A 23739-nucleotide genomic window follows, 5' to 3' on the forward strand; every position below is an offset into this window, starting at 1 on the left:
CGCGGCGCGCAGTCGTTCGTGGTTGCTAGTTCGGCAGCACCGCGCCCGTCGCCTGCCAGCGCGCGACGTAACCGGGCAGCTCGTGCATGTCGTCGAATACGTGACGCGCGCCGATCCCGCGCAGCGCGTCGATCTGCGCGGCCGACGCATGCCCGCCGCCGACGAAGCCGAGCACGGTCATGCCGGCCGCGGCGGCCGCGGTGATGCCGGTCACGCTGTCCTCGACCACGAGGCACTGCGCGGGCGCGACGCCGAGCGTGCGCGCGGCCGCGAGATACACGTCGGGCGCCGGCTTCGGCCGCGCGACGGCATCCGCGCAGAACAGCCGGTCGCCGAAAAAGCGCGCGAGGCCCGTGCGTGTCAGTGCCGCCTCGACGTACGCGCGGTAGCTGTTGCTCGCGCAGGCCGTCGTCAGTTGAATCGCGCCCAGCGCCGCATCGATGCCGTCGACCATCGGCGCATTGACGGCCGCCGCCTCGACCGCGGCACGGATTTCGACCACGTCGTCGTTCGACAGCCTGCGCCCGACGGCCTCGCTCGCGCCGGCCAGCACGCGCTCGATGCGCAGCCCGAGCAACGGCATCACGGCCGGCCGCGCATCGACGCCCGGCCAGCGCGCATCGAGCTCGCGCACGAGCACGTCGGCGGCCACCGCCTCGCTGTCGATCAGCACGCCGTCGCAATCGCAGATCAGTACGCTCGTCGTCATTTGACCGCTCCGAACGTGAGCCCGCGCACCAGCTGCTTCTGCGACAGCCAGCCGACGATCAGGATCGGCGCGACCGCGAGCAGCGAAGCCGCCGACAGCTTCGCCCAGAACAACCCTTCCGGGCTCGAGTACGACGCGATGAACACGGTCAGCGGCGCCGCGTTCGAGCTCGACAGGTTGATGCTCCAGAACGCCTCGTTCCACGACAGGATCACGAGCAGCAGCGCGGTGGACGCGAGCCCCGGCAGCGCCATCGGCATCAGCAGGTAGACGATCTCCTGCCACGTCGATGCGCCGTCGATGCGCCCGGCTTCGAGGATGTCCTTCGGGATCTCGTTGAAGTACGTGAAGGTCATCCACACCGCGATCGGCAGGTTGATCAGCGTGTAGACGATCACGAGGCCCGACACGGTATCGAGCAGCCCCGCGTTCTTCCACAGCAGGTAGATCGGCACGAGCACGCCGACCGACGGCATCATCTTCGTCGACAGCATCCACAGCAGCACCTTCTGCGTGCGGTGGTTCGGGAAGAACGCCATCGCGTACGCGGCCGGCACCGCGAACATAAGCGAGATCACCGTGACGCCCGCCGAGATCAGCACCGAATTCCACGCGAACGCGAAATAGTTGCTGCGCGCGAACACCTCGCGGAAGCTGTCGAGCGTCGGCATGAAGAACAGCGTCGATGCATACGCCTGCTGCTCGGTCTTGAACGCGGTAATCGCCATCCAGAAGATCGGAAAGAACAGCAACAGCGCGATCAGCCACGCGAGCGTGCCGGGCAGCGCGCGCCGCACGAGGTCGAACACGGCCGGCACGCGCCGGCCTTCGAAGGTCAGGTCGCTCATTTCTCGTACTCTCCCTTCAGGTTGCGCGCGAGCATCCGCACGAGGAAGAACGACACGACGTTCGCGACCACGACGGCGATGATCCCGCCGGCGGACGCGAGGCCGACGTCGAACTGCTGCAGGCCGAGCGCGTAGATCAGGTACGACAGGTTGGTCGTCGCGTTGCCCGGGCCGCCGCCGGTCGTCGTGTAGATCTCCGCGAAGATCGACAGCAGGAAGATCGTCTCCATCATCACGACCACGGCGATCGCACGCTTCAGGTGCGGCAGCGTGATGTAGAAGAACATCGCGATCGGGCCCGCGCCGTCGATGCGCGCGGCTTCCTTCTGCTCCTGGTCGAGCGACTGGATCGCGGTGAACAGGATCAGGAACGCGAACGGCAGCCATTGCCACGCGACGATGATGATCACCGCGGTGAGCGGGTAATCCGCGAACCAGTCGATCGGCGTCATCCCGAGCGCGCGCATCGCGTTCGCGACGAGCCCGTACACCGGGTGCAGGATCATATTCTTCCAGATCAGCGCGGACACCGTCGGCATCACGAAGAACGGCGCGATCGCGAGCAGGCGTGCCACGCCCTGCCCGTAGAACTTGCGGTCGAACAGCACGGACATCAGCACGCCGCCGATCACCGTGATCGCGAGCACCGCGCCGATCAGCACGAGCGTGTGCCAGATCGCGGGCAGGAACGACGGATCGGTCGCGAGGAAGCGGTAATTGTCGAGCCCGGCGAACCCCTTCACGTCCGGGTTCAGCAGGTTGTAGCGCGAGAACGAATACCAGATCGTCATCGCGAGCGGAATCGACATCCACAGCAGCAGCACCGCGACGGACGGCGAGACGAGCCAGCTCGCGCCGCCGCGCGCGCGGCGCGGCGCGCCGGGCGGCGACGACGCGTCGCCCGCCGACGGCGCGTGGGCATGGCTCAGGGGAAGACGCAGGTGACGCATGATCGGAGTCCCTCCGGTTGATGCGCGGGCGCGAAGGCCCGCCCGCCTTTCGGCTTCGACGACGCGCACCGTGCGCCACCGCGCACGGTGCGGGCCGCATTACTTCTTGTAGCCGGCCTGCCGCACCGCGCGGTCGGCGGCGGCCTGCCCGGCGGCGAGCGCCTGATCGACCGTCATCTGGCCCGCCACCGCGCCCGCGATCGACTGGCCGACCACCGTGCCGAACGACTGGAATTCAGGAATCCCGACGTACTGCACGCCCGTGTACGGCACCTTCTTCAGCGACGGATCGTTCGGATCGGCCGTCTCGATCGCCTTCAGCACGAAGTCCGAGAACGGCGCGGCGGCCTTGTACTCGGGGCGCTGATACGTCGACGTACGCGTGCCCGGCGGCACCGACGCCCAGCCTTCGTCCTTGCCGACCATCTCGATGTACTGCTTCGACGTCGCCCACGCGATGAACTTGCGCGCGGCGTCCTGCTGCTTCGACGTCTTCGGCACGGCCAGCGCCCACGCCCACAACCAGTGCGACCCCTTCGGTGTGGCGGCAATCGGCGCAGCCGCGAAGCCGATCTTGTCAGCGACCTGCGACTGCTGTTTGTTATAGAGCATGCCGGCCGCGACCGTCGCATCGATCCACATCGCGCACTTGCCCGATGCGGTCAGGGTCAGGTTCTCGTTGAAGCCGTTCGAACTCGCTCCCGGCGGGCCGTCCTTCTTCAGCAGGTTCACGTAGAACGTGATCGCCTTCTTCCATTCGGGCGACGTGAGCTGCGCGTTCCAGTTCTCGTCGAACCAGCGCCCGCCGAACGTGTTCACGACCGTCGACACGTACGCCATGTTCTCGCCCCACCCGGCCTTGCCGCGCAGGCAGATCCCGTAGGTGCCCTTCGCCTTGTCGGTGAGCTTGTCCGCGAATTCTGCGATCTGGTCGTAGGTCGGCTGGTCCGGCATCTTCAGGCCCTTCGCCGCGAACAGGTCCTTGCGGTAGAACGTCATCGAGCTTTCGACATAGAACGGCAGCGCGTACAGCTGGCCGTTGTACGACAGGCTGTCGCGCGCGGTCTTCACGATGTCATTCAGGTCGTAGTCGGCGGGCAGGCCGGTGATCGGCGCCAGCCAGCCGCGCTTGCCCCACTGCGGCGTCTCGTAGGTCCCGATCGCCATCACGTCGAACTGGCCGCTGCCGGTCGTGATGTCGGTCGTCGCGCGCTGGCGCAGCACGTTTTCCTCGAGGATCACCCAGTTCAGCTTGATGTCCGGGTTCGCCTTCTCGAATGCCGGCGACAGCTTCTTCAGCTCGATCATGTCGGGATTGTTCAGCGTCGCGATCGTCAGCGTGCCGGCGGACGCGGCGCAGGCCGCCGTCGCGAGCGCGGCTCCGGCGAAGCAGCGTGCGGCGGCGTCGAGCATCTTTCGTTGCATGGCATGTCTCCTGTGTTTTTTCGAAGTGTCGTCGGTACTGCGTTTCGCTCGCGGCCCGTCATGCCGGCCGCTGCATTCCGCACGCGCGCGCATAGTGCGCGATCACGTCGCGTATCCGGTGGCGCACCCATGCGCGCGGCTCTTTCTCGAGGCCGCCCGCGCGGCATGCCGCGTACACGTCCGGCAACCACTGCGCGACGAGCGTTTCCGGCACCGGCTGGCGCGCCAGGTTGTCGAACAGTTGCTCGACCGCGGCCGCGACGGCCGGCTGCAGCCAGTAGTAGCGGATCCGGTCGCTGTAGCTGAACTGGCGCGCGAGCCGCTGCTCGGCTTCGTCGCCACGGTAGTACGGCGCCCAGTGCTCGGGCTGCGCGCGCATCGCGGCGTCGACGACCTCGCGCAGCCGCGAGCGCTGTGCGAGCTCGCCGATCAGCGCGTCCTCGATGAAGGTCAGCGCGAACAGCGCCTCGCGCAGCGCGAACGTCAGCGCGGGGCCAACCTTCAGCACCGCGAAGTGGTCGCGCACGAGCGCGGCGAGTGCGCCCTCGGTCTGGTAGTCGGTCGAATGCGCCTCGAACACGAGGCGCGGTATCTGCAGGATACTCGCGCCGAGCGAGGCGGCCTTTGTGCTGTCATAGTCGAGCACGTGGCGATCGTCGAAGTCGACGCCCGGTTGCGCGACGATCGCGACGACGCGCGCCCATGCCTGGTCGAGACCGGCAGCCGCGAACGCATGGCGGTGCGCGTCGAGCGTGGCCGCGATGCTGTCGCTGCGCGTGACCGCAATGTGTGCGATCGCTGCGTCGCCGCCGCTGCCGCCGACTTCGCCGCCCGGCGTCGGCACCTCGGTGCCGATCACGTAGACGGGCGCGATGCCGGCGCGCGCCGCCGCGTCTTCCGCCGCGCGGCACAGCTCGGCCGCGCGTGCGGCGATCGTGCGATCGTCGAGCCGCACCGGATCGTCCGCGCACGCCATGCTCGCATCGAGATGGATCTTCTCGAAACCGGCTTCGACGTACGCGGCAACCATCGCGCACGCTTCGCGCATCGCGTCGGCCGCGCGGCGATGCCGCCACGGGTTCGGGCCGAGATGGTCGCCGCCGAGCACGAGCGCCGACGGGGCCAGCCCGCAACGCTGCGCGATCGCGTCGACGTCACGGCGGAAATCGGCGGGCGTCATGCCCGTATAACCGCCGAGATGGTTGACCTGGTTGCAGGTCGCTTCGATCAGCAGCGGCGAACCGTCCGCGCGCGCCGCTTCGCACGCGGCCTCCAGCACGAGCCGGTGCGCGCTGCAGATCGCATAAATGCCGCGCTGCGCGTCCGCGCGGTTCGCGTCGAAGATCATCCGCAGCACGGCGTCCGCATGCGCGGTGCGCGAACGCTCGACGAAGGTCGTCAGGCCGGACATGCAATCCCTCGTTCGGTCAGGAAACGGTCGATTTCGACTGCACTGCTGTTGCCTTCCATCGGGCCGCGCCGCGTGACCGCGATCGCACCGGCCGCGTTCGCGCGGCGCAGCGCGATCTCGATCGGCACGCCCGCGACGAGGCTCGCGACCAGCGTGCCGCCGAAGCAGTCGCCGGCGCCGGTCGGATCGACTTCGTCGACCTGGAACGCGGGCGCTTCCACGCGGTTCGCCCGGTCGAACGCGACGCTGCCTTGTGCGCCGCGTTTCAGCACGACACGCTCGAGCAGCGGATGCGTCGCGAGCAGGCCCGCGATCGCGCGCTCGGCCGACTGCGGCCCGCAGAAAAACGGCAGGTCGGCTTCGCTCGGCAGGAACAGGTGGCACGCGGCGAGCATCGCGTCGAGCGCCGCGCGCATCGGCCGAAAACCCAGCATTTCGGGCCGCACGTTCGGATCGAACGACACCTTCGCGCCGGCGCGCGCCGCCTCGATCACGCCGCGCTGCACCGCGGCGATCGCCGATTCGCTCGTCAGCGACGAGCCCATCACGTGGAAGTAGCGGCAGCCGTCGAACATCGCGGTATCGACGTCGGATGCATCGACGCACGCGGCCGCGCTGGTGGACAGGCTGTAGACGAAGCTGCGCGAGCCGTCGTCGCGATACGCGACGAATGCGGTGCCGGTCGGACGCGCGACGCGGCGGATGCGCGCGACGTCGACCCCGTCGCGTTCGAGCCGCGCGACGATCGCGTCACCAAACGCGTCGCGGCCGACGCAGCCCGCATACGCGACGCGCGCACCGAGCCGCGCGGCCTGGTCGGCGAAGATCGCCGGCGCGCCGCTCGGGAACGGCCCCTCGAACAGCCCCGGCGCATCGAAACCCTGGCCGCGCTCGGCGGCGACGAATTCGGCGAGCAGTTCGCCGGCGACGACGATCTCGGCCATCAGGCGTGCCCTCCTCGTTCGACGGCGGCCTCGGCGTGCGGCCATGCCGCTGCGTCGCAGGCCGGCAGGCAAGTGGCGCGTGCGAGCGGCGCCATGTCAGCTCATCCAGTTGCCGCCGTCGACGTTCAGCGTCTGGGCGGTGATGTAGTCGGCGTCGGACGACGCGAGGAACAATGCGGCGCCGGTCAGGTCGCCCGGCACGCCCATGCGGCCGAGCGGCACGGCTTCGCCGACCAGCCGCTTCTTCTCGCCGAGCGGCCGGTTCTCGTAGCGCGCGAACAGCGCATCGACCTGTTCCCACATCGGCGTGTCGACGACGCCCGGCGCGATGCCGTTCACGTTGATCCGATGCGGCGCGAGCGCGAGCGCGGCCGACTGCGTATAGCTGATCACCGCGGCCTTGGTCGCGCAGTAGTGCGAAACGAGCGCCTCGCCGCGACGCCCGGCCTGCGACGACATGTTGACGATCTTGCCGCCGCGCCCCTGCTCGACCATCCGCTGTGCGACGGCCTGCATCAGGAAGAACAGCCCTTTCACGTTGACCGCGAACAGCCGGTCAAACACGTCCCACGATTCGTCGAGGATCGGGCGCATGTCGAACAGCGCCGCGTTGTTGAACAGGATGTCGACGCCGCCGAAGCGTTCGACCGTCGTGGTGACGATCCGCTCGATATCGTCGCGACGCGTGACGTCCGCGGTGACCGCCACCGCGCGGCCGGGGTTCGCCTCGATGAGCCGCGCGAGCGAGCCGCCTGCCGGCTTCACGTCGACGAGCACGCAGCGTGCGCCCTCATCCAGATAGCGTTGCGCGACCGCCTCGCCAATGCCGCTTGCGGCGCCCGTCAGGATCGCGACCTTGTCTTCCAGTCTCACTGGCTGTCTCCGGTTCGTTCTGCTTTACGACGGCCGCGAGGTGAGCGAACGCTCGCCAACCGATCAATTGCTCTAGTAGTGATCGAATGATCGGATACGCGATTCGCGCTGTCAAGGCGGCGTGACGGCTTTCTATGATGCGCTGCGGCACAACGGCGCCGCGTGGCGGCCCGCCGCGCACGCCCGGCAAGGCGCGGCGCGCGCGGTGCGGCGCGGTCGGAATCGCGATGAAGGGGACGGAACGAGGACGGAAAGGGGAATTCGCGCTGCACGGCGCGGCGATACGTTATATCATCGCCGTACTGTGTTTCATCGCCCTGCCTCACGCCATGGCTACCTCATCGTCCATTGACGCCCGGCTGTCCCGGGCCGACGCATTCGCCGCCGAGCACGGGCTCGCGTGGACGCCGCTGCGCCGCCAGGTCTACGAACACGTGCTGGCCGCGCAACGCCCGATCGGCGCGTACGACCTGCTCGCCGAACTCGAGCCGCAGCGCGGCCGCGTGCCGCCCACGACCGTCTATCGCGCGCTGGATTTCCTCGTCGAGCACGGCTTCATCCACCGGATCGAATCGAAGAACGCGTTCTTCGCGTGCTGCGAGATCGGCGTGCCGCACGAAGGGCAGTTCCTGATCTGCGATTCGTGCGGCGACACCGTCGAGATTCCCGGCGGCGACCTCGCCAAGCAGTTGTCCGCGAGCGAGCCCGCGCACGGCTTCGAAGTCCACCACCAGGTCGTCGAGCTGAGCGGCCTGTGCGGGCATTGCAAGCACAAGCCCGTGCAACGCTGACGCGTATCGTGCGGCGCACGCGCCGCCCCTTCCAACGAGGAGTTCCATGTCCATTGCCCTGAAGCGCGCGCCGCGGCGTGCCCTGTCGCCTGTCCGCTGGCTCGCCAGCACCGTTGCCGTCCTGTCGCTCGCGGCGCCCGCGTTCGCGCAGGCCGCGACCGTCAACGTCGTGGCCGCCGAGAATTTCTACGGCGACGTCGCGACGCAGATCGGCGGCAGCCATGTCGCGGTGACGAGCATCCTCAGCAACCCGGACCAGGATCCGCACCTGTTCGAAGCGAGCCCGAAGACGGCCCGCGCGCTCCAGCACGCGCAGGTCGTGATCTACAACGGCGCCAACTACGATCCGTGGATGAGCAAGCTGCTCGGCGCGTCGAAGCAGGCGAAACGCGCGACGATCGTCGTCGCCGACCTGGTCGGCAAGAAGGCCGGCGACAACCCGCACCTGTGGTACGACCCGGCGACGATGCCGGCCGCCGCGCGCGCGATCGCGGCCGAGCTTGGCCGCGCCGACCCGGCGAACAAGGCCGACTACGACGCGAACCTGCAGAAGTTCGTCGCGTCGCTGAAGCCCGTCGACGACAAGGTTGCCGCGCTGCGCGCGCAGTACAAGGGCGTGCCGGTCACGGCCACCGAGCCCGTGTTCGGCTACATGTCCGACGCGATCGGCCTCGACATGCGCAACCAGCGCTTCCAGCTCGCGACGATGAACGACACCGAGGCGAGCGCGCAGGACGTCGCCGCGTTCGAGAGCGACCTGCGCAAGAAGCAGGTGCGCGTGCTGATCTACAACAGCCAGGCTGAAGAACCGATGACCAAGCGCATGCTGAAGATCGCGCGCGACGGCGGCGTGCCGACCGTCAGCGTCACCGAGACGCAGCCGGCCGGCAAGTCCTTCCAGCAATGGATGGCCAGCCAGCTCGACGCGCTCTCGGCCGCGCTGGCCGCCGGCAAGCAATAAGCAACCGCAACGAAATGACCGTCACTCCTCACGCACTCGCCGTCGATCGCGTCACGCTCGAACTGGGCGGACGCACGATCCTGCGCGACGTCAGCTTCTCGATCGAACCCGGCGAATTCGTCGGCGTGCTCGGGCCGAACGGTGCGGGCAAGACGACGCTGATGCGCGCGGTCCTCGGCCTCGTGCCCGTGTCGGCCGGCACGCTGTCCGTCGGCGGTGTGCCGGTCGTGCGCGGCAACGCGTCGATCGGCTACATGCCGCAGATCAGGAGCGGCCTCGCGAACCGCAGGATGCGCGGCTACGACTTCGTCGCGATGGCCGCCGACGGCCACCGCTGGGGGCTGCCGCACACGAATGCGGCGACGCGCCGCGACGTCGACCGCGTGCTCGATCTCGTCGGCGGCCAGGCGCTCGCGCGCCGACCGCTGTCGGAACTGTCCGGCGGCGAGCGGCAGCGCCTGCTGCTCGCGCAATGCCTGCTCGGCAGCCCGAAGCTGCTGCTGCTCGACGAGCCGCTGATCAGCCTCGACCCGAACCACCAGCGCGGCGTGGTCGAGCTCGTGCGCAACGTACAGCGCGAGCTCGGCATCACCGTGCTGTTCTCCGCGCACGAACTGAATCCGCTGTTGAACGCGCTCGACCGCGTGCTGTATCTCGGCAACGGCGTTGCCGCGCTCGGCACCGTCGACGAGGTGATCACGAAGCCCGTGCTGTCGCGGCTCTACGGTTCGCCGATCGACGTGATGCGCGTGAACGGCAAGATCTTCGTGATGTCGGGCGACGTCGAGATCGAGAAGCACGATCACGAACACGAGGACGACGACGGCCACTCGCACCGCGGTGGCGGTGGCCATCACCACCACGGACACGCTCATCCCGGGCATGCTCACGATGTTTGAATACGACTTCATGATCAACGCCTTCGCGGCGTCGGGGATCGTCGCGGTGCTCGCGGGCATCGTCGGCTACTTCCTGGTGCTGCGCGGGCAGACCTTCGCCGGCCATGCGCTGTCGCACGTCGGCTTTACCGGCGCGACGGGCGCGGTGCTGCTCGGCATCTCGCCGATCTGGGGGATGGTCGGCTTCACGCTCGCGGCCGGCATTGGAATGGGCGCGCTCGGCGAGAAGCTCGCGGGCCGCGACGTCGCGATCGGCGTGATCCTGTCGGGCGCGCTCGGCTTCGGCCTGCTGTTCCTGCATTTCTACACGTCGTTCGCGACGCAGGTCACCGCGCTCTTGTTCGGCAACGTGCTCGCGGTGAGCCACGATACGCTCGCGGTGCTCGCCGCCATCGGCGCCGTGAGCCTGCTCGCGCTCGCGCTGATCGCGCGGCCGCTGCTGTTCGCGTCGCTGCAGCCCGAACTGGCCGAAGCCAAGGGCGTGTCGCTGCGCACGGTGTCGGTGCTGTTCCTCGCGGTGTGCGCGCTCGCGGTGGCCGCCGCGACGCAGATCGTCGGCGTGCTGCTGGTGTTCACGCTGCTGGTCGGGCCGGCTGCCGCCGCGCAGAACGTGACGACGCGGCTGTCGACCGGCGTGCTGCTCGCCGCGCTGTTCGCTTTGTTCGAAGCGTGGCTCGGCATCGTGCTCGCGTATCACACCGACTGGCCGACGAGCTTCTGGATCACCGCGCTGTCGGCGCTCGTGTACGGCGCAAGCCTGTTGCGGCGTCACTGATCGCCGCCTGGCGGATCATCGCCCGACGAAATCAAAAACGCCGGCGTGCCCGAAGGCAGCGCCGGCGTTTTTCATGCGTCCGCGATCGTGCGGCGCGCCGTGTGCGTTACCTGCTTTCCTTCCCTTTCATCGTGCAAGCACGCGCGCGTGATGCGCGATGTGATCGGCGATGAACGTCGAGATGAAGTAGTACCCGTGGTCGTAGCCCGGATGGCGGCGCAGCGTCAGCGGCTGGCCGGCCTTCGCGCACGCGGCTTCGAATATGTCGGGGTTCAGCTGGTTCGCGAGGAACTGGTCGGCGAGGCCCTGATCGACGAGGATGCCGTCCGCGAACTTCGGCGCATCGGCACGCGCGACGAGTTCGCTCGCATCGTGCGCCTTCCATGCGTCGCGATCGGCGCCGAGGTAACCCGAGAACGCCTTCTCGCCCCACGGGCAGCGTGTCGGCGCGGCGATCGGCGCGAACGCCGACACCGACCGGTACAGGCCCGGATGGCGCAACGCGAGCGTCAGCGCACCGTGCCCACCCATCGAATGCCCGAAGATCCCGAGCCGCGCGCCGTCGATCGGCAGCTCGGCCGTGACGAGCGCGCGCAGCTCGCCCGTCACGTACGACTCCATCCGGTAGTGCGTCGACCACGGCGCCTCGGTCGCATCGACATAGAAGCCCGCGCCGACGCCGAAATCCCACGCGTCGGTCTCGCCCGGCACGCCCGCGCCGCGCGGGCTGGTGTCGGGCATCACGAGCGCGATGCCGTGCTGCGCCGCGTATTGCTGCGCGCCGGCCTTGATCGCGAACGTCTCGTCGGTGCACGTGAGCCCCGCGAGATAGAACAGCGCCGGGACGCGGCCGTGCGCGGCCTGCGGCGGCAGGTACACCGAGAACTTCATCGGCAGGCCGATGGCCGCCGAATCGTGACGGTAGAAACGCTGCTCGCCGCCGTGGCACGCGTGCGAGGAAACGAGTTCGAGCATCGCGGTGCGCTCCCGGTCAGTACAGCACGACCGAGCGGATCGACTCGCCGGCCTTCATCAGGTCGAAGCCTTCGTTGATCCGCTCGAGCGGCAGCGTGTGCGTGATCAGGTCGTCGATGTTGATCTTGCCTTCCATGTACCAGTCGACGATCTTCGGCACGTCGGTGCGGCCGCGCGCGCCGCCGAACGCCGAGCCCTTCCACTCGCGGCCCGTCACGAGCTGGAACGGACGCGTGCTGATTTCCTCGCCCGCTGCCGCCACGCCGATGATGAACGACTGGCCCCAGCCCTTGTGCGTGCACTCGAGCGCCTGGCGCATCAGCTTCACGTTGCCCACGCATTCGAACGAGTAGTCGGCGCCGCCGTCGGTCAGCTGCACGATGTGGTCGACCACGTTCTCGACTTCGTTCGGGTTGATGAAGTGCGTCATCCCGAACTTCTTCGCGAGCTCGACGCGCTTCGGGTTGATGTCGACGCCGATGATCTTGTCCGCGCCGACCATCTTCGCGCCCTGGATCACGTTCAGGCCGATGCCGCCGAGGCCGAACACGACGACGTTCGCGCCCGCCTCGACCTTCGCCGAGTACACGACCGCGCCGACGCCCGTCGTCACGCCGCAGCCGATGTAGCAGATCTTGTCGAACGGCGCGTCCTCGCGCACCTTCGCGACCGCGATCTCCGGCACGACGATGTAGTTCGAGAACGTGGACGTGCCCATGTAGTGGAACAGCGGCTTGCCGTCGAGCGAGAAGCGCGACGTCGCGTCGGGCATCAGCCCCTTGCCCTGCGTCGCGCGGATCTTCTGGCACAGGTTGGTCTTGCGCGACAGGCAGAACTTGCATTCGCGGCATTCGGGCGTGTAGAGCGGAATCACATGGTCGCCCTTCCTCAAGGTGCCGACGCCAGGGCCGACGTCGACCACGACGCCCGCGCCTTCATGGCCGAGGATCGCCGGAAAGATCCCTTCCGGATCGGCGCCCGACAGCGTGTAGTAGTCGGTATGACAGATGCCCGTCGCCTTCACCTCGATCAGCACTTCGCCGGCGCGCGGCCCTTCCAGATCGACTTCCTCGATCGTCAGCGGCGCGCCCGCCTTCCATGCAATCGCTGCTTTCGTCTTCATCGTGTGACTCCTGTCTGTGTGTGAGGTCGGCCCGGGTTGACGCGTCAGCGCTCATGTCGACCGGCGTGGGTGCGTCAGCACCGACGCTGGCCCCATGCTTCGCACCGGGGTCCATGCAAAGCTGTCGAAACCGTGCCGCGCGGCATCGCGCACGGCACGGCGAAAGAATCTCGTGCTCGCCATGATGGCCGGTTCGGCCGCGCGTCGCGTGCGGGAAACGGTCGCCGGCTTGCCACGATGCGTCATGGCTGACGCAAAAGAACAAGTGTTCGAGTTTAAACGCCCGTCGTGAACCATGCATCCGTGCGCGCATACAGATCGATGAAGCGTGCGTGGCGCGCGGCCAGCGCGCGATCGTCGCGCGGCTCGGCAACCGGCGACGCGGCCGGCGCCAGCGCGTGCAACGCGTCTTCCCGCCAGTGCCCGATCGCGACGCCCGCGAGCAGCGCGGCGCCGCGCGTCGCGGCGTTCGGGCAGTCGATCGCGTGGAGCGACGCGCCCAGCGCGTCGGCCAGCAGCTGGCGCCAGCGCGGATCGACCGAGCCGCCGCCCGCGAGACGCAGCGTCGCGACCAGATCGCCGCGATCGGCATCGCGGATCGCATCGAGCCCGGCGCGCAACGCGAACGCGACGCCTTCGAACGCGGCGCGCATCATCGCACCGCGCGTGTCGCCGAGCCCGAGGCCGAGCCAGCCGCCGCGTGCATCGGGGTTCATCCACGGCGAACGCTCGCCCGTCAGGTACGGCAGGAAGCACAGGCGCTCCGACGCGGCGTGGGCGAACGCATCGTCATATGCATCGGCCCACCGCGCGTAACCGAGCCAGCCGCGCACGGCTTCGAGCGCAAGCCCGACGTTCTGCATCGCGGCCATCGTGTAATAGCCGCCGCCGGCCGCCGCGCGATACCGATGCAGCCCGCGTCGCGCGGGCGGCAGCGCATCCGCGAGCACGACGATCTGGCCGCCGCTGCCCGTCGTCAGCAGCGCGTCACCGGCGGCGGCGAGCCCGCTGCCGAGCGCCGCGCATGCGGTGTCGGCCGCGCCCGTCGCCAGCGGCACGCCGGCAGGCAGGCCAAGCGCAGCCGCAGCCTGCGCGCCGAGCGTGCCGCAGTGCGCAGTCGACGAACGGATCGGCGCAAACCGGTCGGCCGGCAGGCCGAGCGCGTCGATCAATGCGAGATCCCATTCACCGTCGGGTGTCGCGAGCGCGGTCGCGCACGCATCGCTCGGATCGGCCGCGACGTCGCCGCCCAGTGCGATGCGCAACCAGTCCTTCGGCTGCACGGCCCAGCGCGCGTCGCGCAGCGCATCGGGTTCGTGCGCGGCGAGCCAGCGCAACAGCGGGCCGGCCATGCCCGGCGCGACGGGATTCGGTGCAGCGGGCCAATCGGCCGCATCCGCTTCGCGCACCGCGCGCGTGTCGGGCCACAGCAGCGCGGGCCGCACCGGCTGCCCCGCCGCGTCGATCAGCACGGCGCCGTGCATCTGCCCCGAGAACCCGATCGCCGCCACCTGCGCACGCTCGTCGGCCGGCAGCCGCGCGGCCGCGCGCACGAGCGCCTGCCACCACGTGTCCGGCGCGATCTCCGCCCAGCCGGGCTGCGGCGACGACAGCGCATAAGGTTCGCTCGCGACCGCGCGCTCGACGCCGTCGGCATCGAGCGTGACGAGTTTGACGGAGCCGGTGCCAAGGTCGATTCCGAGCAGGCGCATGACGTGGGGGCGAATTCGAATGAACGGATGTCGATGATAACGGGATCGCGATGCGCGCCCCGTTTTTTGCCGCCACCTCGGCAGGCCGAAAACGCGGTTGCCGGCCGGGTTCAACCCGGCTGCGCCTTGCGGGCAAAAGCGGCCGTTCGCGGGTTAACCCGGCGCGATTTTTCCCAGGCACTTTTTGCCACTATGCACCCCACCCGATACACACCATAAAGCGGCCGATATTTGACACGGGGGCCAGCGCTATTTTGAAGGGCTATAAAACCGGGAAACCTCACTCCTGCGGCTGTTTCCCGATGATCGACACCCTGTTTCATGCCGAATTGGCATATCGAACCCGCAAAGAACGGAATAGTACCCAGCGCTCTTGTTGCGTGGATTCATTCCGCATAACTTCGTATCACCCCGAAAACAAGATCATGGAGTGAGACAGATGCAATCGAACACGGTCCATCCGTGCGATGAGGTGCTGCCGACCGGCAAGCTGGTAACGCTTGGCCTGCAACACGTCCTCGTCATGTACGCCGGCGCTGTCGCCGTGCCGCTTATCGTCGGCGCCGCGCTCAAGCTGCCGAAAGACCAGATCGCGTTCCTGATCAGCGCCGATCTGTTTTCGTGCGGCATCGCCACGCTGATCCAGACGCTCGGCCTGTGGATCTTCGGGATCCGCCTGCCCGTCATCATGGGCTGCACGTTCGCGGCAGTCGGCCCGATGATCGCGATCGGCACCAACCCCGGCCTCGGCATCCTCGACATCTTCGGCTCGACCATCGCGGCCGGGATCATCGGCATCGTGCTGGCGCCGATGATCGGCAAGCTGTTGCGGTTCTTCCCGCCCGTGGTCGTCGGCACCGTGATCGCGGTGATCGGGCTGTCGCTGATGGAAGTGGGCATCAACTGGGCGGCCGGCGGCGTCGGCAACCCCGAATACGGCAGCCCCGTCTATCTCGGCCTGTCGCTGCTCGTGCTGACACTGATTCTGCTGATCAACAAATACGGCCGCGGCTTCATCGCGAACATCTCGGTGCTGCTCGGCATCGTCGCCGGCTTCGCGATCGCCTTCGCGATCGGCCGCGTGAATACCGACGGCGTCGCGCACGCACCGTGGGTCGGCTTCGTGATGCCGTTCCACTTCGGCCTGCCGCATTTCGACCCGCTGTCGATCGTGACGATGGTCACGGTGATGTTCGTCACGTTCATCGAATCGACCGGCATGTTCCTCGCGGTCGGCGACATGGTCGATCGCCCGGTCAACCAGGAGCGCCTCGTGCGCGGCCTGCGCGTCGACGGCCTCGGCACGCTGATCGGCGGCATCTTCAACTCGTTCCCGCATACGTCGTTCTCGCAGAACGTCGGCCTGATCGGCGTGACGGGCGTGAAAAGCCGTTTCGTGTGCGCCACCGGCGGCGTGATCCTCGTGCTGCTCGGCCTGTTCCCGAAGATGGCGCAGGTCGTCGCGTCGGTGCCGCCGTTCGTGCTCGGCGGCGCAGGCATCGTGATGTTCGGGATGGTGGCCGCGAACGGCATCAAGGTGCTGTCGAAGGTCGACTTCGTGAACAACAGCCACAACCTGTTCATCGTCGCCGTGAGCGTCGGCATGGGCCTCGTGCCGGTCGTGTCGCCGCACTTCTTCTCGAAGCTGCCGCCCGCGCTCGCCCCGATCCTGCACAGCGGCATCCTGCTGGCATCGGCGACAGCCGTGATCCTGAACGTCGTGTTCAACGGCGTGAAAGGCGAGAAGGATGCGCGCTGCGACATCCGCCGCGCCGGACACGACTTCGACGGGCGTCCCGCCGACGTGCACCACTGAGCGCCACGCGCCGGACGACGGCGCGAAGCGGTAACGAAAGACGCCACGGCATGCCGTGGCGTTTTTGCTTTGCGGGGGCTGGACTGTGCGCGGGGATCGGACGGCCGGACAGTCGGACGGTCGGTCATGGCGCGTGAAAGCCGGTCGCCCGCGGGCGCGGCACGGGATGCCGGTTCGGTTGGCCACGCAGGATGACGGGGCCGGCGCAACAAGCCGCACCGGAGTCCGATGCGCCCATCGTCACCCGAACCGTCTTCACGCCGCTCGATTCGGGCATGCAAAAGAAAACGCCACGGACTTTCGTCCGTGGCGTTTTCGATACCGCATACAGCCGGTTCGAAGGACAAGCGCGATCGAGACCGCGCCGGCCCCTCCTTGCGCTTACCCGTTCGTCGCCGCTGCCGACGCAGGCGCCGGAGCGGCCGCCTTGTCGTAGTCGACCGGCGCATCCGGCGCGCGCGGCGTCTCGCCGGCCCGCTCGGTCCACCCGCCGCCCAGCGCACGGTACAGGTTGACCAGGTTGGTCCAGCGTGCCAGACGCGCATTGATCAGCGTCTGCTGCGCGTTGTACAGGTCCGTCTGCGCGGTCAGCACCGACAGGTAGCTGTCGACACCGTTCTTGTAACGCAGGTCCGACAGGTCGAAACGTCGCTGCTGCGCGTGCTCGTTGCGCTCGAGCGCCGCGATCTGCTGGTCGTACGTGCCGCGTGCGGCCAGCGCGTCGGCCACGTCGCGGAACGCCGACTGGATCGCCTTCTCGTAGTTGGCGATCTCGATGCGCTTCTGCACGTGCGCCAGGTTCAGGTTCGCGATGTTCTGACCGCCCTCGAAGATCGGCATCGTGATCTGCGGCGCAAACGACCACGCCGCCGTGCCGGCCTTGAACAGGCCGCCGAGCGTCGGGCTTCCGGTGCCGAACGCGCCCGTCAGCGAGATCTTCGGGAAGAACGCTGCGCGCGCCGCACCGATGTTCGCGTTCGCGGCCAACAGCGACTGCTCGGCCTGCATCACGTCGGGGCGACGCGTCAGCAGATCCGACGGAAGGCCCGCCGGCACGTCCGTCAGCAGGTTCTGCGCGTCGAGCGGCAGGCCTGCCGGCAGATCGTCCGGCAGCGGCTCGCCGATCAGCAGCACCAGATAGTTCAGCGCCTGCGCACGCGCACGCGCCTGCTCCTGCTGGTTCGCAAGCGCCGTCTCGACGACCGTCTGCGCCTGGCGCAGGTCGAGCTCGGTGCCCGTGCCGTTGTCGAACTGCAGCTTCGTCAGGTTGTACGAGTCCTGCGCCGTCTTCAGCGTGTTCTCGGTAACCTTCAGCAGATCCTCGGTCGACAGCAGCGTCAGGTATTGATCGGCCACCTGCGATACCAGCGAGATCTCCTGCGCTTGACGCGCATAAGACGTCGACAGGTACTGCGCGAGCGCCTGGTCCTTCAGGCTCTGCACGCGGCCGAACAGGTCGAGTTCCCACGACGCCGAAAGGCCGACGTTGTAGGCACGCGAGATATACGGCGCGCCCGTCGTCGACAGGCCCTGCGGCACGCGCTGGATGTTGCCCGTGCCCGTGCCGTCGAGCGTCGGGAACAGCCCCGCGCGCGTGATCTGGTACTGCGCGCGCGCCGCCTCGATGTTCAGCACCGACACGCGCAGGTCGCGGTTGTTTTTCAGCGCGATCTCGATCAGCCGCTGCAGGCGCGGATCGACGAAGAACTCGCGCCAGCCGATGGCGGTCGCCGCCTGGCCGTTCGCGCTGCGCGCGCCGGCCGCACCCGGCTGCGTCGCGTAGACGCCGCCGGCAGGGTACGCCTGCGCGACGGGCGCGTCGGGCCGCTTGTAATGCGGCGCCATCGTGCAGCCCGTGGCAAAGAGCGCGACCGCGATTGCAGTCAAAGCGTGTTTTTGCATCATCACTGTCCCTTGTTGCCTTCGTCGCCGTTGCCCGGCTTCTCTTCGTGGTGCGAGTGCTCCTGAGCCAGGCGCAGCGCCTCGTCGACGTCTTCCTTCTCGCCGCTGAAGATCGCGCGGATCTTCACGAAGAACATCGGGATCATGAAGATCGCGAGGAACGTCGCCGTGATCATCCCGCCGATCACGCCCGTACCGATTGCGTGCTGGCTGGCCGAACCCGCGCCGTTGCTGATCGCGAGCGGCATCACGCCGAGAATGAACGCGAGCGACGTCATCAGGATCGGACGCAGCCGCAGGCGCGCCGCTTCCAGCGCGGCCTCGATCGGCCCCATCTTCTCCGTCGTCTGCAGTTCGCGCGCGAACTCCACGATCAGGATCGCGTTCTTCGCGGACAAGCCCACGGTCGTCAGCAGGCCGACCTGGAAGAACACGTCGTTCTCGAGGCCGCGCATCGTGGCCGCAAGCAGTGCACCGATCACGCCGAGCGGCACCACCATGATCACCGAGAACGGGATCGACCAGCTTTCATACAGCGCCGCGAGACACAGGAACACGACGAGGATCGAGATCGCGTACAGGATCGGCGCCTGCGAGCCGGACTGGATTTCCTGGAACGACAGGCCGGTCCACGAGTAGCCGATACCGACCGGCAGCTTCTTCGCGAGCCCTTCCATCGCGGCCATCGCCTGGCCGGTCGACTTGCCCGGCGCGGCCTGACCCTGGATTTCCATCGCCGACACGCCGTTGTAGCGCTCGAGCTTCGGCGAACCATACGTCCAGTGACCGGTCGCGAACGAACTGAACGGCACCATCCCGCCCGACCCGTTGCGCACGTACCAGATGTTCAGGTCGTCCGGCGTCATCCGGAACGGTGCGTCTGCCTGCACGTAGACCTTCTTGATCCGGCCATCGGTATCGAGGAAGTTGTTCACGTACTTCGACGCCCATGCGATCGAGAACGTCTGGTCGATCGCATCCGCCGTCACGCCGAGCGCGTTCGCCTTCTCGCGGTCGATGTCGACCTTGTACTGCGGCGTATCGTTCAGGCCGTTCGGACGCACACCCTGCAACGTCGGATCCTTCGAGGCCATCCCGAGCAGCTGGTTACGCGCGGCCATCAGCGCATCGTGGCCGAGACCCGCGTTGTCCGTCAGCTCGAAGTCGAAGCCGGCAGCCGTACCGAGTTCCGGAATCGACGGCGGGTTGAACGGGATCACCATCGCGTCCTTGTAGCCCGCGTAGCGCCCGAACATCCGGCCGATCAGCGCCTGCACCTTCTGGTTCGCATGCTGACGCTGCGAGTAGTCCTTCAGGCGCACGAACACGAGACCGGAGTTCTGGCCGCGGCCGGCGAAGCTGAAGCCGTTGACCGTGAACGCCGATTCGACGATGTCCTTCTCGTCCTTCAGCAGGTAGTCGGAAATGTTCGCGAGCGTCTTCGCGGTCGTTTCCTGCGTCGAGCCCGACGGCGTCTGCACGATCACGAACATCAGGCCCTGGTCTTCATCCGGCAGGAACGACTTCGGCAGGCGCACGAACAGCAGGCCGACCGCGACGATCACGACCAGGTAAATGATGAGCCAGCGGCCCGAGCGCTTGATCACGTGGTGCACGCCGACGTGGTACTTGTCGCGGCTGTTGTTGAACGTGCGGTTGAACCAGCCGAAGAAGCCCTTCTTCTCTTCGTGATGCCCTTGCGGGATCGGCTTGAGGATCGTCGCGCACAGTGCCGGCGTCAGAATCAACGCGACGAGCACCGACAGCACCATCGCCGACACGATCGTCAGCGAGAACTGGCGATAGATCGCGCCGACCGACCCGCCGGAGAACGCCACCGGCACGAACACCGCCGACAGCACGAGCGCCACGCCGACGAGTGCGCCGGTGATCTGGCCCATCGCCTTGCGGGTCGCCTCCTTCGGTGACAGGCCCTCTTCCGCCATCACGCGCTCGACGTTCTCCACGACCACGATCGCATCGTCCACCAGCAGGCCGATGGCGAGCACGAGGCCGAACATCGACAGCGTGTTGATCGAGAAGCCCACCATCGACATGATCGCGAACGTGCCGAGCAGCACGACCGGCACCGCGATCGTCGGGATGATCGTCGCCCGCAGGTTCTGCAGGAACAGATACATCACGAGGAACACCAGCACGATGCCTTCGAGCAGCGTCTTGACCACTTCCTCGATCGACAGCTTCACGAACGGCGTCGTGTCGTACGGGTACTTCACGACGAGGCCGTGCGGGAAGAACGGTGCCAGTTCGTCGATCTTCGCGCGCACGGCCTTCGCGGTCGCGAGCGCATTCGCGTTGGTCGCGAGCTGGATACCGAGTGCCGCGGTCGGCTGACCGTTGTACTTCGTGTCGAAGTTGTAGTTTTCACCACCGAGTTCGATCTTCGCGACATCCTTCAGGCGAACCTGCGAGCCGTCCTGGTTGACCTTCAGCAGGATGTTGCCGAACTGCGCGGGCGTCTGCAGCAGCGTCGATTCGGTGATCGTCGCCTGCAGCATCGTGCCCGGCGTGGCCGGCGTGCCGCCGATCTGGCCGCCCGCGATCTGCACGTTCTGTGCGGAGATCGCGGTCGACACGTCGACCGGCGTGAGGCTGTAGTTCGTCAGGCGGTCGGCATCGAGCCAGATCCGCATCGCGTACTGCGAGCCGAACAGCGTGACGGTACCGACGCCGTTCAACCGGCTGATCGGGTCCTTCACGTGCGACGCCACGAAGTTCGCGAGGTCGTACTTGTTCATGCTGCCGTCTTCGGAGTTGAAGGCGAGCACCAGCAGGAAGCTGCTGCTCGACTTCGTCACCGAGAGGCCGAGCTGCTGCACGACCTGCGGCAGAATCGGCGTCGCGAGCGACAGCTTGTTCTGCACCTGAACCTGTGCGATGTCGGCGTTGGTACCCGGCGCGAAGGTCAGCGTGATCGTCGCGTTACCCGAGTCGTCACTGGTCGACGACATGTACAGGAAGTTGTCGAGACCGCTCATCTGCTGCTCGATCACCTGCGTCACCGTGTCTTCCACCGTCTTCGCGGAAGCGCCCGGGTAGTTCGCGGTGATCTGGATCGATGGCGGCGCGATCGTCGGATACTGTGAGATCGGCAGCGTGAAGATCGCTGCAACCCCGGCCAGCATCAGGATGATGGCGATCACCCACGCAAAGATCGGGCGATCGATAAAAAACTTTGCCATGAAACAGGCTCCCTGTTATTGCGCGCTCGAAGCAGCGGCAGCACTCGCCGGCGCAGCGCCCGATGCGGCAGCACCGGAAGCGGCAGCGGCGCCGGAACCGGCGGCAGCCGGCGCGGCGGATGCGGCAGCAGCACCCGACGCGGCATCGGCCGCCGGTGCGAGCTGCGCGGCGACGGTCTTCACGGTCGCACCCGGGCGCACCTTCTCGACGCCCTGCACGATCACGTGATCGCCCGCCTGCAAACCGCCTTCGACGATCCAGTTCGGGCCCTGCATGCCCGTCGTCTTCAGCGGACGCGGCTCGACCTTGTTGCTGGCGTTCACCACCATCGCGATCGCCTGGCCCTTCTGGTCATGCGTGACGCCGATCTGCGGCACCAGGAACGCGTTCTCGTTCACGCCTTCCTCGATTCGCGCACGCACGAACATGCCCGGCAGCAGCACGCGCCCCGGGTTCGGGAACACCGCGCGGATCGTCACCGAGCCGGTGGTCTGGTCGACCGTCACGTCCGAGAACTGCAGCTTGCCCTGCTCCGAGTAGGTCTTGCCGTCCTCCAGGATCAGCGACACCTTCGCCGCGCCCGGGCCGCTCGTCTTCAAGCGGCCGCTCTGCACGTCCTGGCGCAGCTTCAGCCCGTCGAGGCTCGACTGCGTGAGGTCCACGTACACCGGATCGAGCTGCTGCACCGTCGACATCAGCGTCGCCTGGCTTGCCTGCACGTAGGCACCCGGCGTCACCTGCGAGATGCCGACGCGGCCGGTGATCGGCGACACGACATCGGTATAGCCGAGGTTGATCTGCGCGGTGTCGACCGCTGCCTTGCCGGCCGCGACGTCCGCCGCGGCCTGGCCTTGCGTGGCCACCGCGTTGTCGTAGTCCTGCTTGCTGACCGCGTTCGCGGCCACCAGCACCTTGTAGCGTGCGACCAGCGCGTTCTGCGTGACGAGGTTCGCCTGCGCCTTCGCGAGCGTCGCCTTCGCGCTGTTCAGCGCGGCGACGTACGGCGCCGGGTCGATCTTGTACAGGCGCTGACCGGCCTTGACGTCGGTGCCTTCGGTGAATTCACGGCGCAGCACGATGCCGTCGACCCGCGCGCGGACCTGCGCAACGAGGAATGCACTGGTGCGGCCCGGCAGGTCGGTGAAGACCGGTACGGCTTGCGGCTGGACGGTGACGACACCGACTTCCGGTACTTGCGGCGGCGGTGCCGATTCTTTTTTTCCGCACGCGGCCAGGAAAACGGCGGCCGTCGCGACAGTGATTAAGCGGTATGGAACCCGTTCGACGCGCATGGAGCGACCTCTGTGTATAACCAATGGAATAAGTGCCGCACCCCACCGGAGGGAGTGCAACACGGATGCGCCTCACGGCGCAGATCGAACACCTGAAATACTGGACTGCTAGATACAGCAAGCGGCACGAAACCTCCGTGCCGACAGGTTGCCCCGCAACTGCGGACTGGTACTTTGGCGGGAATCAGCAGAGTGGGATATTAACTGATTGCCACTTGGGTCATTCGATCGTAGGGTGGTATTGTATATACATTCATGAATGTATGTAAAAAGCCCGTTTATGCCCCGCCCGCGGTCCAGTCTTACGGATTGTTACCAGCCGCAAGCATAGCCGGTCTATCTGGCTGCGACGAGGGTTGCAGACCCCAAATTCACCTACGATCATTCCAATCAGGCCTGCACATGGTCAGACGTACCAAGGAGGAGGCGCTCGAGACGCGCAATCGCATTCTCGACGCCGCCGAGCACGTGTTCTTCGAGAAGGGCGTGTCGCATACGTCGCTCGCGGACATCGCCCAGCATGCCGGCGTGACGCGCGGCGCAATCTACTGGCATTTCGCGAACAAGAGCGAACTGTTCGACGCGATGTTCGACCGCGTGTTTCTGCCGATCGACGAACTGAAGCGGATGCCGCTCGACGCGCCGGGCGGCAATCCGCTCGAGAAGATCCGACAGATCCTGATCTGGTGCCTGCTCGGCGTGCAACGCGACGCGCAGTTGCGTCGCGTGTTCAGCATCCTGTTCATGAAGTGCGAGTACGTCGCCGACCTGGAGCCGCTGTTGCAGCGCAACCGTGCGGGAATGAGCGAGGCGCTGCACGCGATCGACGCCGATCTCGCGGGGGCCGTGCGGCTCAAGCTGCTGCCCGAGCGGCTCGATACGTGGCGCGCGACGCTGATGCTGCACACGCTCGTCAGCGGATTCGTGCGCGACATGCTGATGCTGCCCGACGAGATCGACGCCGAGCAGCATGCGGAGAAGCTCGTCGACGGCTGTTTCGACATGCTGCGCTACAGCCCGGCGATGCTGAAAGACGGCGACTGACCGCGCGACGCGCGCTCGCCTGCGGTTTTTGTTTCATCGGGCGGCGCGCCGGGCCGCACCAACGCGCTGCCCCCTTCCCCCCGCC

19 protein-coding genes are annotated in these 23739 nt (G+C 67.4%); 6 read left to right on the forward strand and 13 right to left on the reverse strand.

Annotation, left to right across the window (positions count from 1 at the left end; translation table 11 throughout):
• Window positions 1-25 precede the first annotated feature (25 nt).
• The 7 genes from ACPTTC_RS15045 to ACPTTC_RS15075 form a co-directional block, all read right to left on the reverse strand.
• A complete protein-coding gene (locus ACPTTC_RS15045) occupies window positions 26-709 on the reverse strand; it encodes an HAD family hydrolase (RefSeq protein WP_423392938.1) in 684 nt (227 codons plus the stop codon).
• Complete coding sequence (locus ACPTTC_RS15050) at window positions 706-1557, reverse strand: carbohydrate ABC transporter permease (RefSeq protein WP_423392939.1); 852 nt, start codon at window positions 1555-1557, stop codon at window positions 706-708. Before ACPTTC_RS15050 ends, ACPTTC_RS15045 begins: the two co-directional genes overlap by 4 nt.
• Window positions 1554-2507 (reverse strand): carbohydrate ABC transporter permease, encoded by a 954-nt coding sequence (locus ACPTTC_RS15055; RefSeq protein WP_226200784.1) that lies wholly within the window; start codon window positions 2505-2507, stop codon window positions 1554-1556. The genes ACPTTC_RS15050 and ACPTTC_RS15055 overlap by 4 nt, the downstream gene beginning before the upstream one ends.
• Before the next feature lie 99 nt (window positions 2508-2606).
• Entirely contained in the window at window positions 2607-3932 is a 1326-nt protein-coding gene (locus ACPTTC_RS15060; RefSeq protein ID WP_423392940.1) for an ABC transporter substrate-binding protein, read from the reverse strand.
• Between the two features lie 58 nt (window positions 3933-3990).
• Window positions 3991-5343, reverse strand: a complete 1353-nt coding sequence (locus tag ACPTTC_RS15065; RefSeq protein WP_423392941.1) for a D-tagatose-bisphosphate aldolase, class II, non-catalytic subunit — start codon at window positions 5341-5343, stop codon at window positions 3991-3993.
• Window positions 5331-6287, reverse strand: a complete 957-nt coding sequence (locus ACPTTC_RS15070) for a sugar kinase (RefSeq protein WP_423392942.1) — start codon at window positions 6285-6287, stop codon at window positions 5331-5333. The genes ACPTTC_RS15065 and ACPTTC_RS15070 overlap by 13 nt, the downstream gene beginning before the upstream one ends.
• A 96-nt stretch (window positions 6288-6383) precedes the next feature.
• Window positions 6384-7160 carry an L-iditol 2-dehydrogenase gene (locus tag ACPTTC_RS15075; protein WP_175950892.1) on the reverse strand — a complete coding sequence of 259 codons (777 nt, stop codon included), beginning with the start codon at window positions 7158-7160 and terminating at the stop codon, window positions 6384-6386.
• A 329-nt stretch (window positions 7161-7489) separates the two neighbouring features.
• Between ACPTTC_RS15075 and ACPTTC_RS15080 the strand changes: the two genes are divergently transcribed.
• The 4 genes from ACPTTC_RS15080 to ACPTTC_RS15095 are packed head-to-tail and all read left to right on the forward strand — an operon-like array spanning window position 7490 to window position 10586.
• Window positions 7490-7951 (forward strand): Fur family transcriptional regulator, encoded by a 462-nt coding sequence (locus tag ACPTTC_RS15080; protein WP_175970954.1) that lies wholly within the window; start codon window positions 7490-7492, stop codon window positions 7949-7951.
• Window positions 7952-7997: 46 nt separating this feature from the next.
• Window positions 7998-8912: a metal ABC transporter solute-binding protein, Zn/Mn family gene (locus ACPTTC_RS15085; protein ID WP_423392943.1), complete on the forward strand. Its 915-nt coding sequence runs from the start codon at window positions 7998-8000 to the stop codon at window positions 8910-8912.
• A 14-nt stretch (window positions 8913-8926) separates the two neighbouring features.
• On the forward strand, window positions 8927-9811 hold the full coding sequence (locus ACPTTC_RS15090; protein WP_423392944.1) for an ABC transporter ATP-binding protein: 885 nt from the start codon (window positions 8927-8929) through the stop codon (window positions 9809-9811).
• Window positions 9804-10586, forward strand: a complete 783-nt coding sequence (locus ACPTTC_RS15095; protein WP_423393366.1) for a metal ABC transporter permease — start codon at window positions 9804-9806, stop codon at window positions 10584-10586. The genes ACPTTC_RS15090 and ACPTTC_RS15095 overlap by 8 nt, the downstream gene beginning before the upstream one ends.
• A gap of 126 nt (window positions 10587-10712) precedes the next feature.
• On the opposite strand, the gene fghA is transcribed toward ACPTTC_RS15095, so the two are convergent.
• From fghA to ACPTTC_RS15110, 3 genes are all read right to left on the reverse strand, one after another.
• Window positions 10713-11561 carry an S-formylglutathione hydrolase gene (fghA, locus tag ACPTTC_RS15100; RefSeq protein WP_423392945.1) on the reverse strand — a complete coding sequence of 283 codons (849 nt, stop codon included), beginning with the start codon at window positions 11559-11561 and terminating at the stop codon, window positions 10713-10715.
• Between the two features lie 16 nt (window positions 11562-11577).
• Entirely contained in the window at window positions 11578-12684 is a 1107-nt protein-coding gene (locus ACPTTC_RS15105) for an S-(hydroxymethyl)glutathione dehydrogenase/class III alcohol dehydrogenase (protein ID WP_011353045.1), read from the reverse strand.
• 275 nt (window positions 12685-12959) lie between these two features.
• Window positions 12960-14396 (reverse strand): xylulokinase, encoded by a 1437-nt coding sequence (locus ACPTTC_RS15110; RefSeq protein WP_423392946.1) that lies wholly within the window; start codon window positions 14394-14396, stop codon window positions 12960-12962.
• A gap of 439 nt (window positions 14397-14835) precedes the next feature.
• Between ACPTTC_RS15110 and ACPTTC_RS15115 the strand changes: the two genes are divergently transcribed.
• Complete coding sequence (locus ACPTTC_RS15115) at window positions 14836-16212, forward strand: nucleobase:cation symporter-2 family protein (protein ID WP_226200794.1); 1377 nt, start codon at window positions 14836-14838, stop codon at window positions 16210-16212.
• A 381-nt stretch (window positions 16213-16593) separates the two neighbouring features.
• On the opposite strand, the gene ACPTTC_RS15120 is transcribed toward ACPTTC_RS15115, so the two are convergent.
• From ACPTTC_RS15120 to ACPTTC_RS15130, 3 genes are read right to left on the reverse strand one after another with little or no spacing between them, the layout of a single operon-like run.
• A complete protein-coding gene (locus ACPTTC_RS15120; protein WP_423392947.1) occupies window positions 16594-18117 on the reverse strand; it encodes an efflux transporter outer membrane subunit in 1524 nt (507 codons plus the stop codon).
• On the reverse strand, window positions 18117-21317 hold the full coding sequence (bpeB, locus tag ACPTTC_RS15125) for an efflux RND transporter permease BpeB (RefSeq protein ID WP_423392948.1): 3201 nt from the start codon (window positions 21315-21317) through the stop codon (window positions 18117-18119). The genes ACPTTC_RS15120 and bpeB overlap by 1 nt, the downstream gene beginning before the upstream one ends.
• 15 nt (window positions 21318-21332) lie before the next feature.
• On the reverse strand, window positions 21333-22610 hold the full coding sequence (locus ACPTTC_RS15130) for an efflux RND transporter periplasmic adaptor subunit (RefSeq protein WP_226200797.1): 1278 nt from the start codon (window positions 22608-22610) through the stop codon (window positions 21333-21335).
• A 402-nt stretch (window positions 22611-23012) separates the two neighbouring features.
• On the opposite strand from ACPTTC_RS15130, the gene ACPTTC_RS15135 reads away from it, so the two are divergent.
• Complete coding sequence (locus ACPTTC_RS15135; protein ID WP_011353051.1) at window positions 23013-23654, forward strand: TetR family transcriptional regulator; 642 nt, start codon at window positions 23013-23015, stop codon at window positions 23652-23654.
• Window positions 23655-23739: the final 85 nt, after the last annotated feature.

Origin of the sequence: Burkholderia mycopellens (genome assembly GCF_964265025.1) — a bacterium.
GTDB lineage: Bacteria > Pseudomonadota > Gammaproteobacteria > Burkholderiales > Burkholderiaceae > Burkholderia.

Excerpts from the sequence above, each read along its gene's own strand:
- ACPTTC_RS15055 (WP_226200784.1), bottom strand. The coding sequence starts at position 2,507 with ATGCGTCACCTGCGTCTTCCCCTGAGCCATGCCCACGCGCCGTCGGCG.
- ACPTTC_RS15045 (WP_423392938.1), bottom strand. The coding sequence starts at position 709 with ATGACGACGAGCGTACTGATCTGCGATTGCGACGGCGTGCTGATCGAC.
- ACPTTC_RS15080 (WP_175970954.1), top strand. The coding sequence starts at position 7,490 with ATGGCTACCTCATCGTCCATTGACGCCCGGCTGTCCCGGGCCGACGCA.
- ACPTTC_RS15090 (WP_423392944.1), top strand. The coding sequence starts at position 8,927 with ATGACCGTCACTCCTCACGCACTCGCCGTCGATCGCGTCACGCTCGAA.
- ACPTTC_RS15070 (WP_423392942.1), bottom strand. The coding sequence starts at position 6,287 with ATGGCCGAGATCGTCGTCGCCGGCGAACTGCTCGCCGAATTCGTCGCC.
- ACPTTC_RS15065 (WP_423392941.1), bottom strand. The coding sequence starts at position 5,343 with ATGTCCGGCCTGACGACCTTCGTCGAGCGTTCGCGCACCGCGCATGCG.
- ACPTTC_RS15135 (WP_011353051.1), top strand. The coding sequence starts at position 23,013 with ATGGTCAGACGTACCAAGGAGGAGGCGCTCGAGACGCGCAATCGCATT.
- ACPTTC_RS15115 (WP_226200794.1), top strand. The coding sequence starts at position 14,836 with ATGCAATCGAACACGGTCCATCCGTGCGATGAGGTGCTGCCGACCGGC.
- ACPTTC_RS15130 (WP_226200797.1), bottom strand. The coding sequence starts at position 22,610 with ATGCGCGTCGAACGGGTTCCATACCGCTTAATCACTGTCGCGACGGCC.
- fghA (WP_423392945.1), bottom strand. The coding sequence starts at position 11,561 with ATGCTCGAACTCGTTTCCTCGCACGCGTGCCACGGCGGCGAGCAGCGT.
- ACPTTC_RS15105 (WP_011353045.1), bottom strand. The coding sequence starts at position 12,684 with ATGAAGACGAAAGCAGCGATTGCATGGAAGGCGGGCGCGCCGCTGACG.
- ACPTTC_RS15060 (WP_423392940.1), bottom strand. The coding sequence starts at position 3,932 with ATGCAACGAAAGATGCTCGACGCCGCCGCACGCTGCTTCGCCGGAGCC.
- ACPTTC_RS15095 (WP_423393366.1), top strand. The coding sequence starts at position 9,804 with ATGTTTGAATACGACTTCATGATCAACGCCTTCGCGGCGTCGGGGATC.
- ACPTTC_RS15120 (WP_423392947.1), bottom strand. The coding sequence starts at position 18,117 with ATGATGCAAAAACACGCTTTGACTGCAATCGCGGTCGCGCTCTTTGCC.
- bpeB (WP_423392948.1), bottom strand. The coding sequence starts at position 21,317 with ATGGCAAAGTTTTTTATCGATCGCCCGATCTTTGCGTGGGTGATCGCC.
- ACPTTC_RS15110 (WP_423392946.1), bottom strand. The coding sequence starts at position 14,396 with ATGCGCCTGCTCGGAATCGACCTTGGCACCGGCTCCGTCAAACTCGTC.
- ACPTTC_RS15050 (WP_423392939.1), bottom strand. The coding sequence starts at position 1,557 with ATGAGCGACCTGACCTTCGAAGGCCGGCGCGTGCCGGCCGTGTTCGAC.
- ACPTTC_RS15085 (WP_423392943.1), top strand. The coding sequence starts at position 7,998 with ATGTCCATTGCCCTGAAGCGCGCGCCGCGGCGTGCCCTGTCGCCTGTC.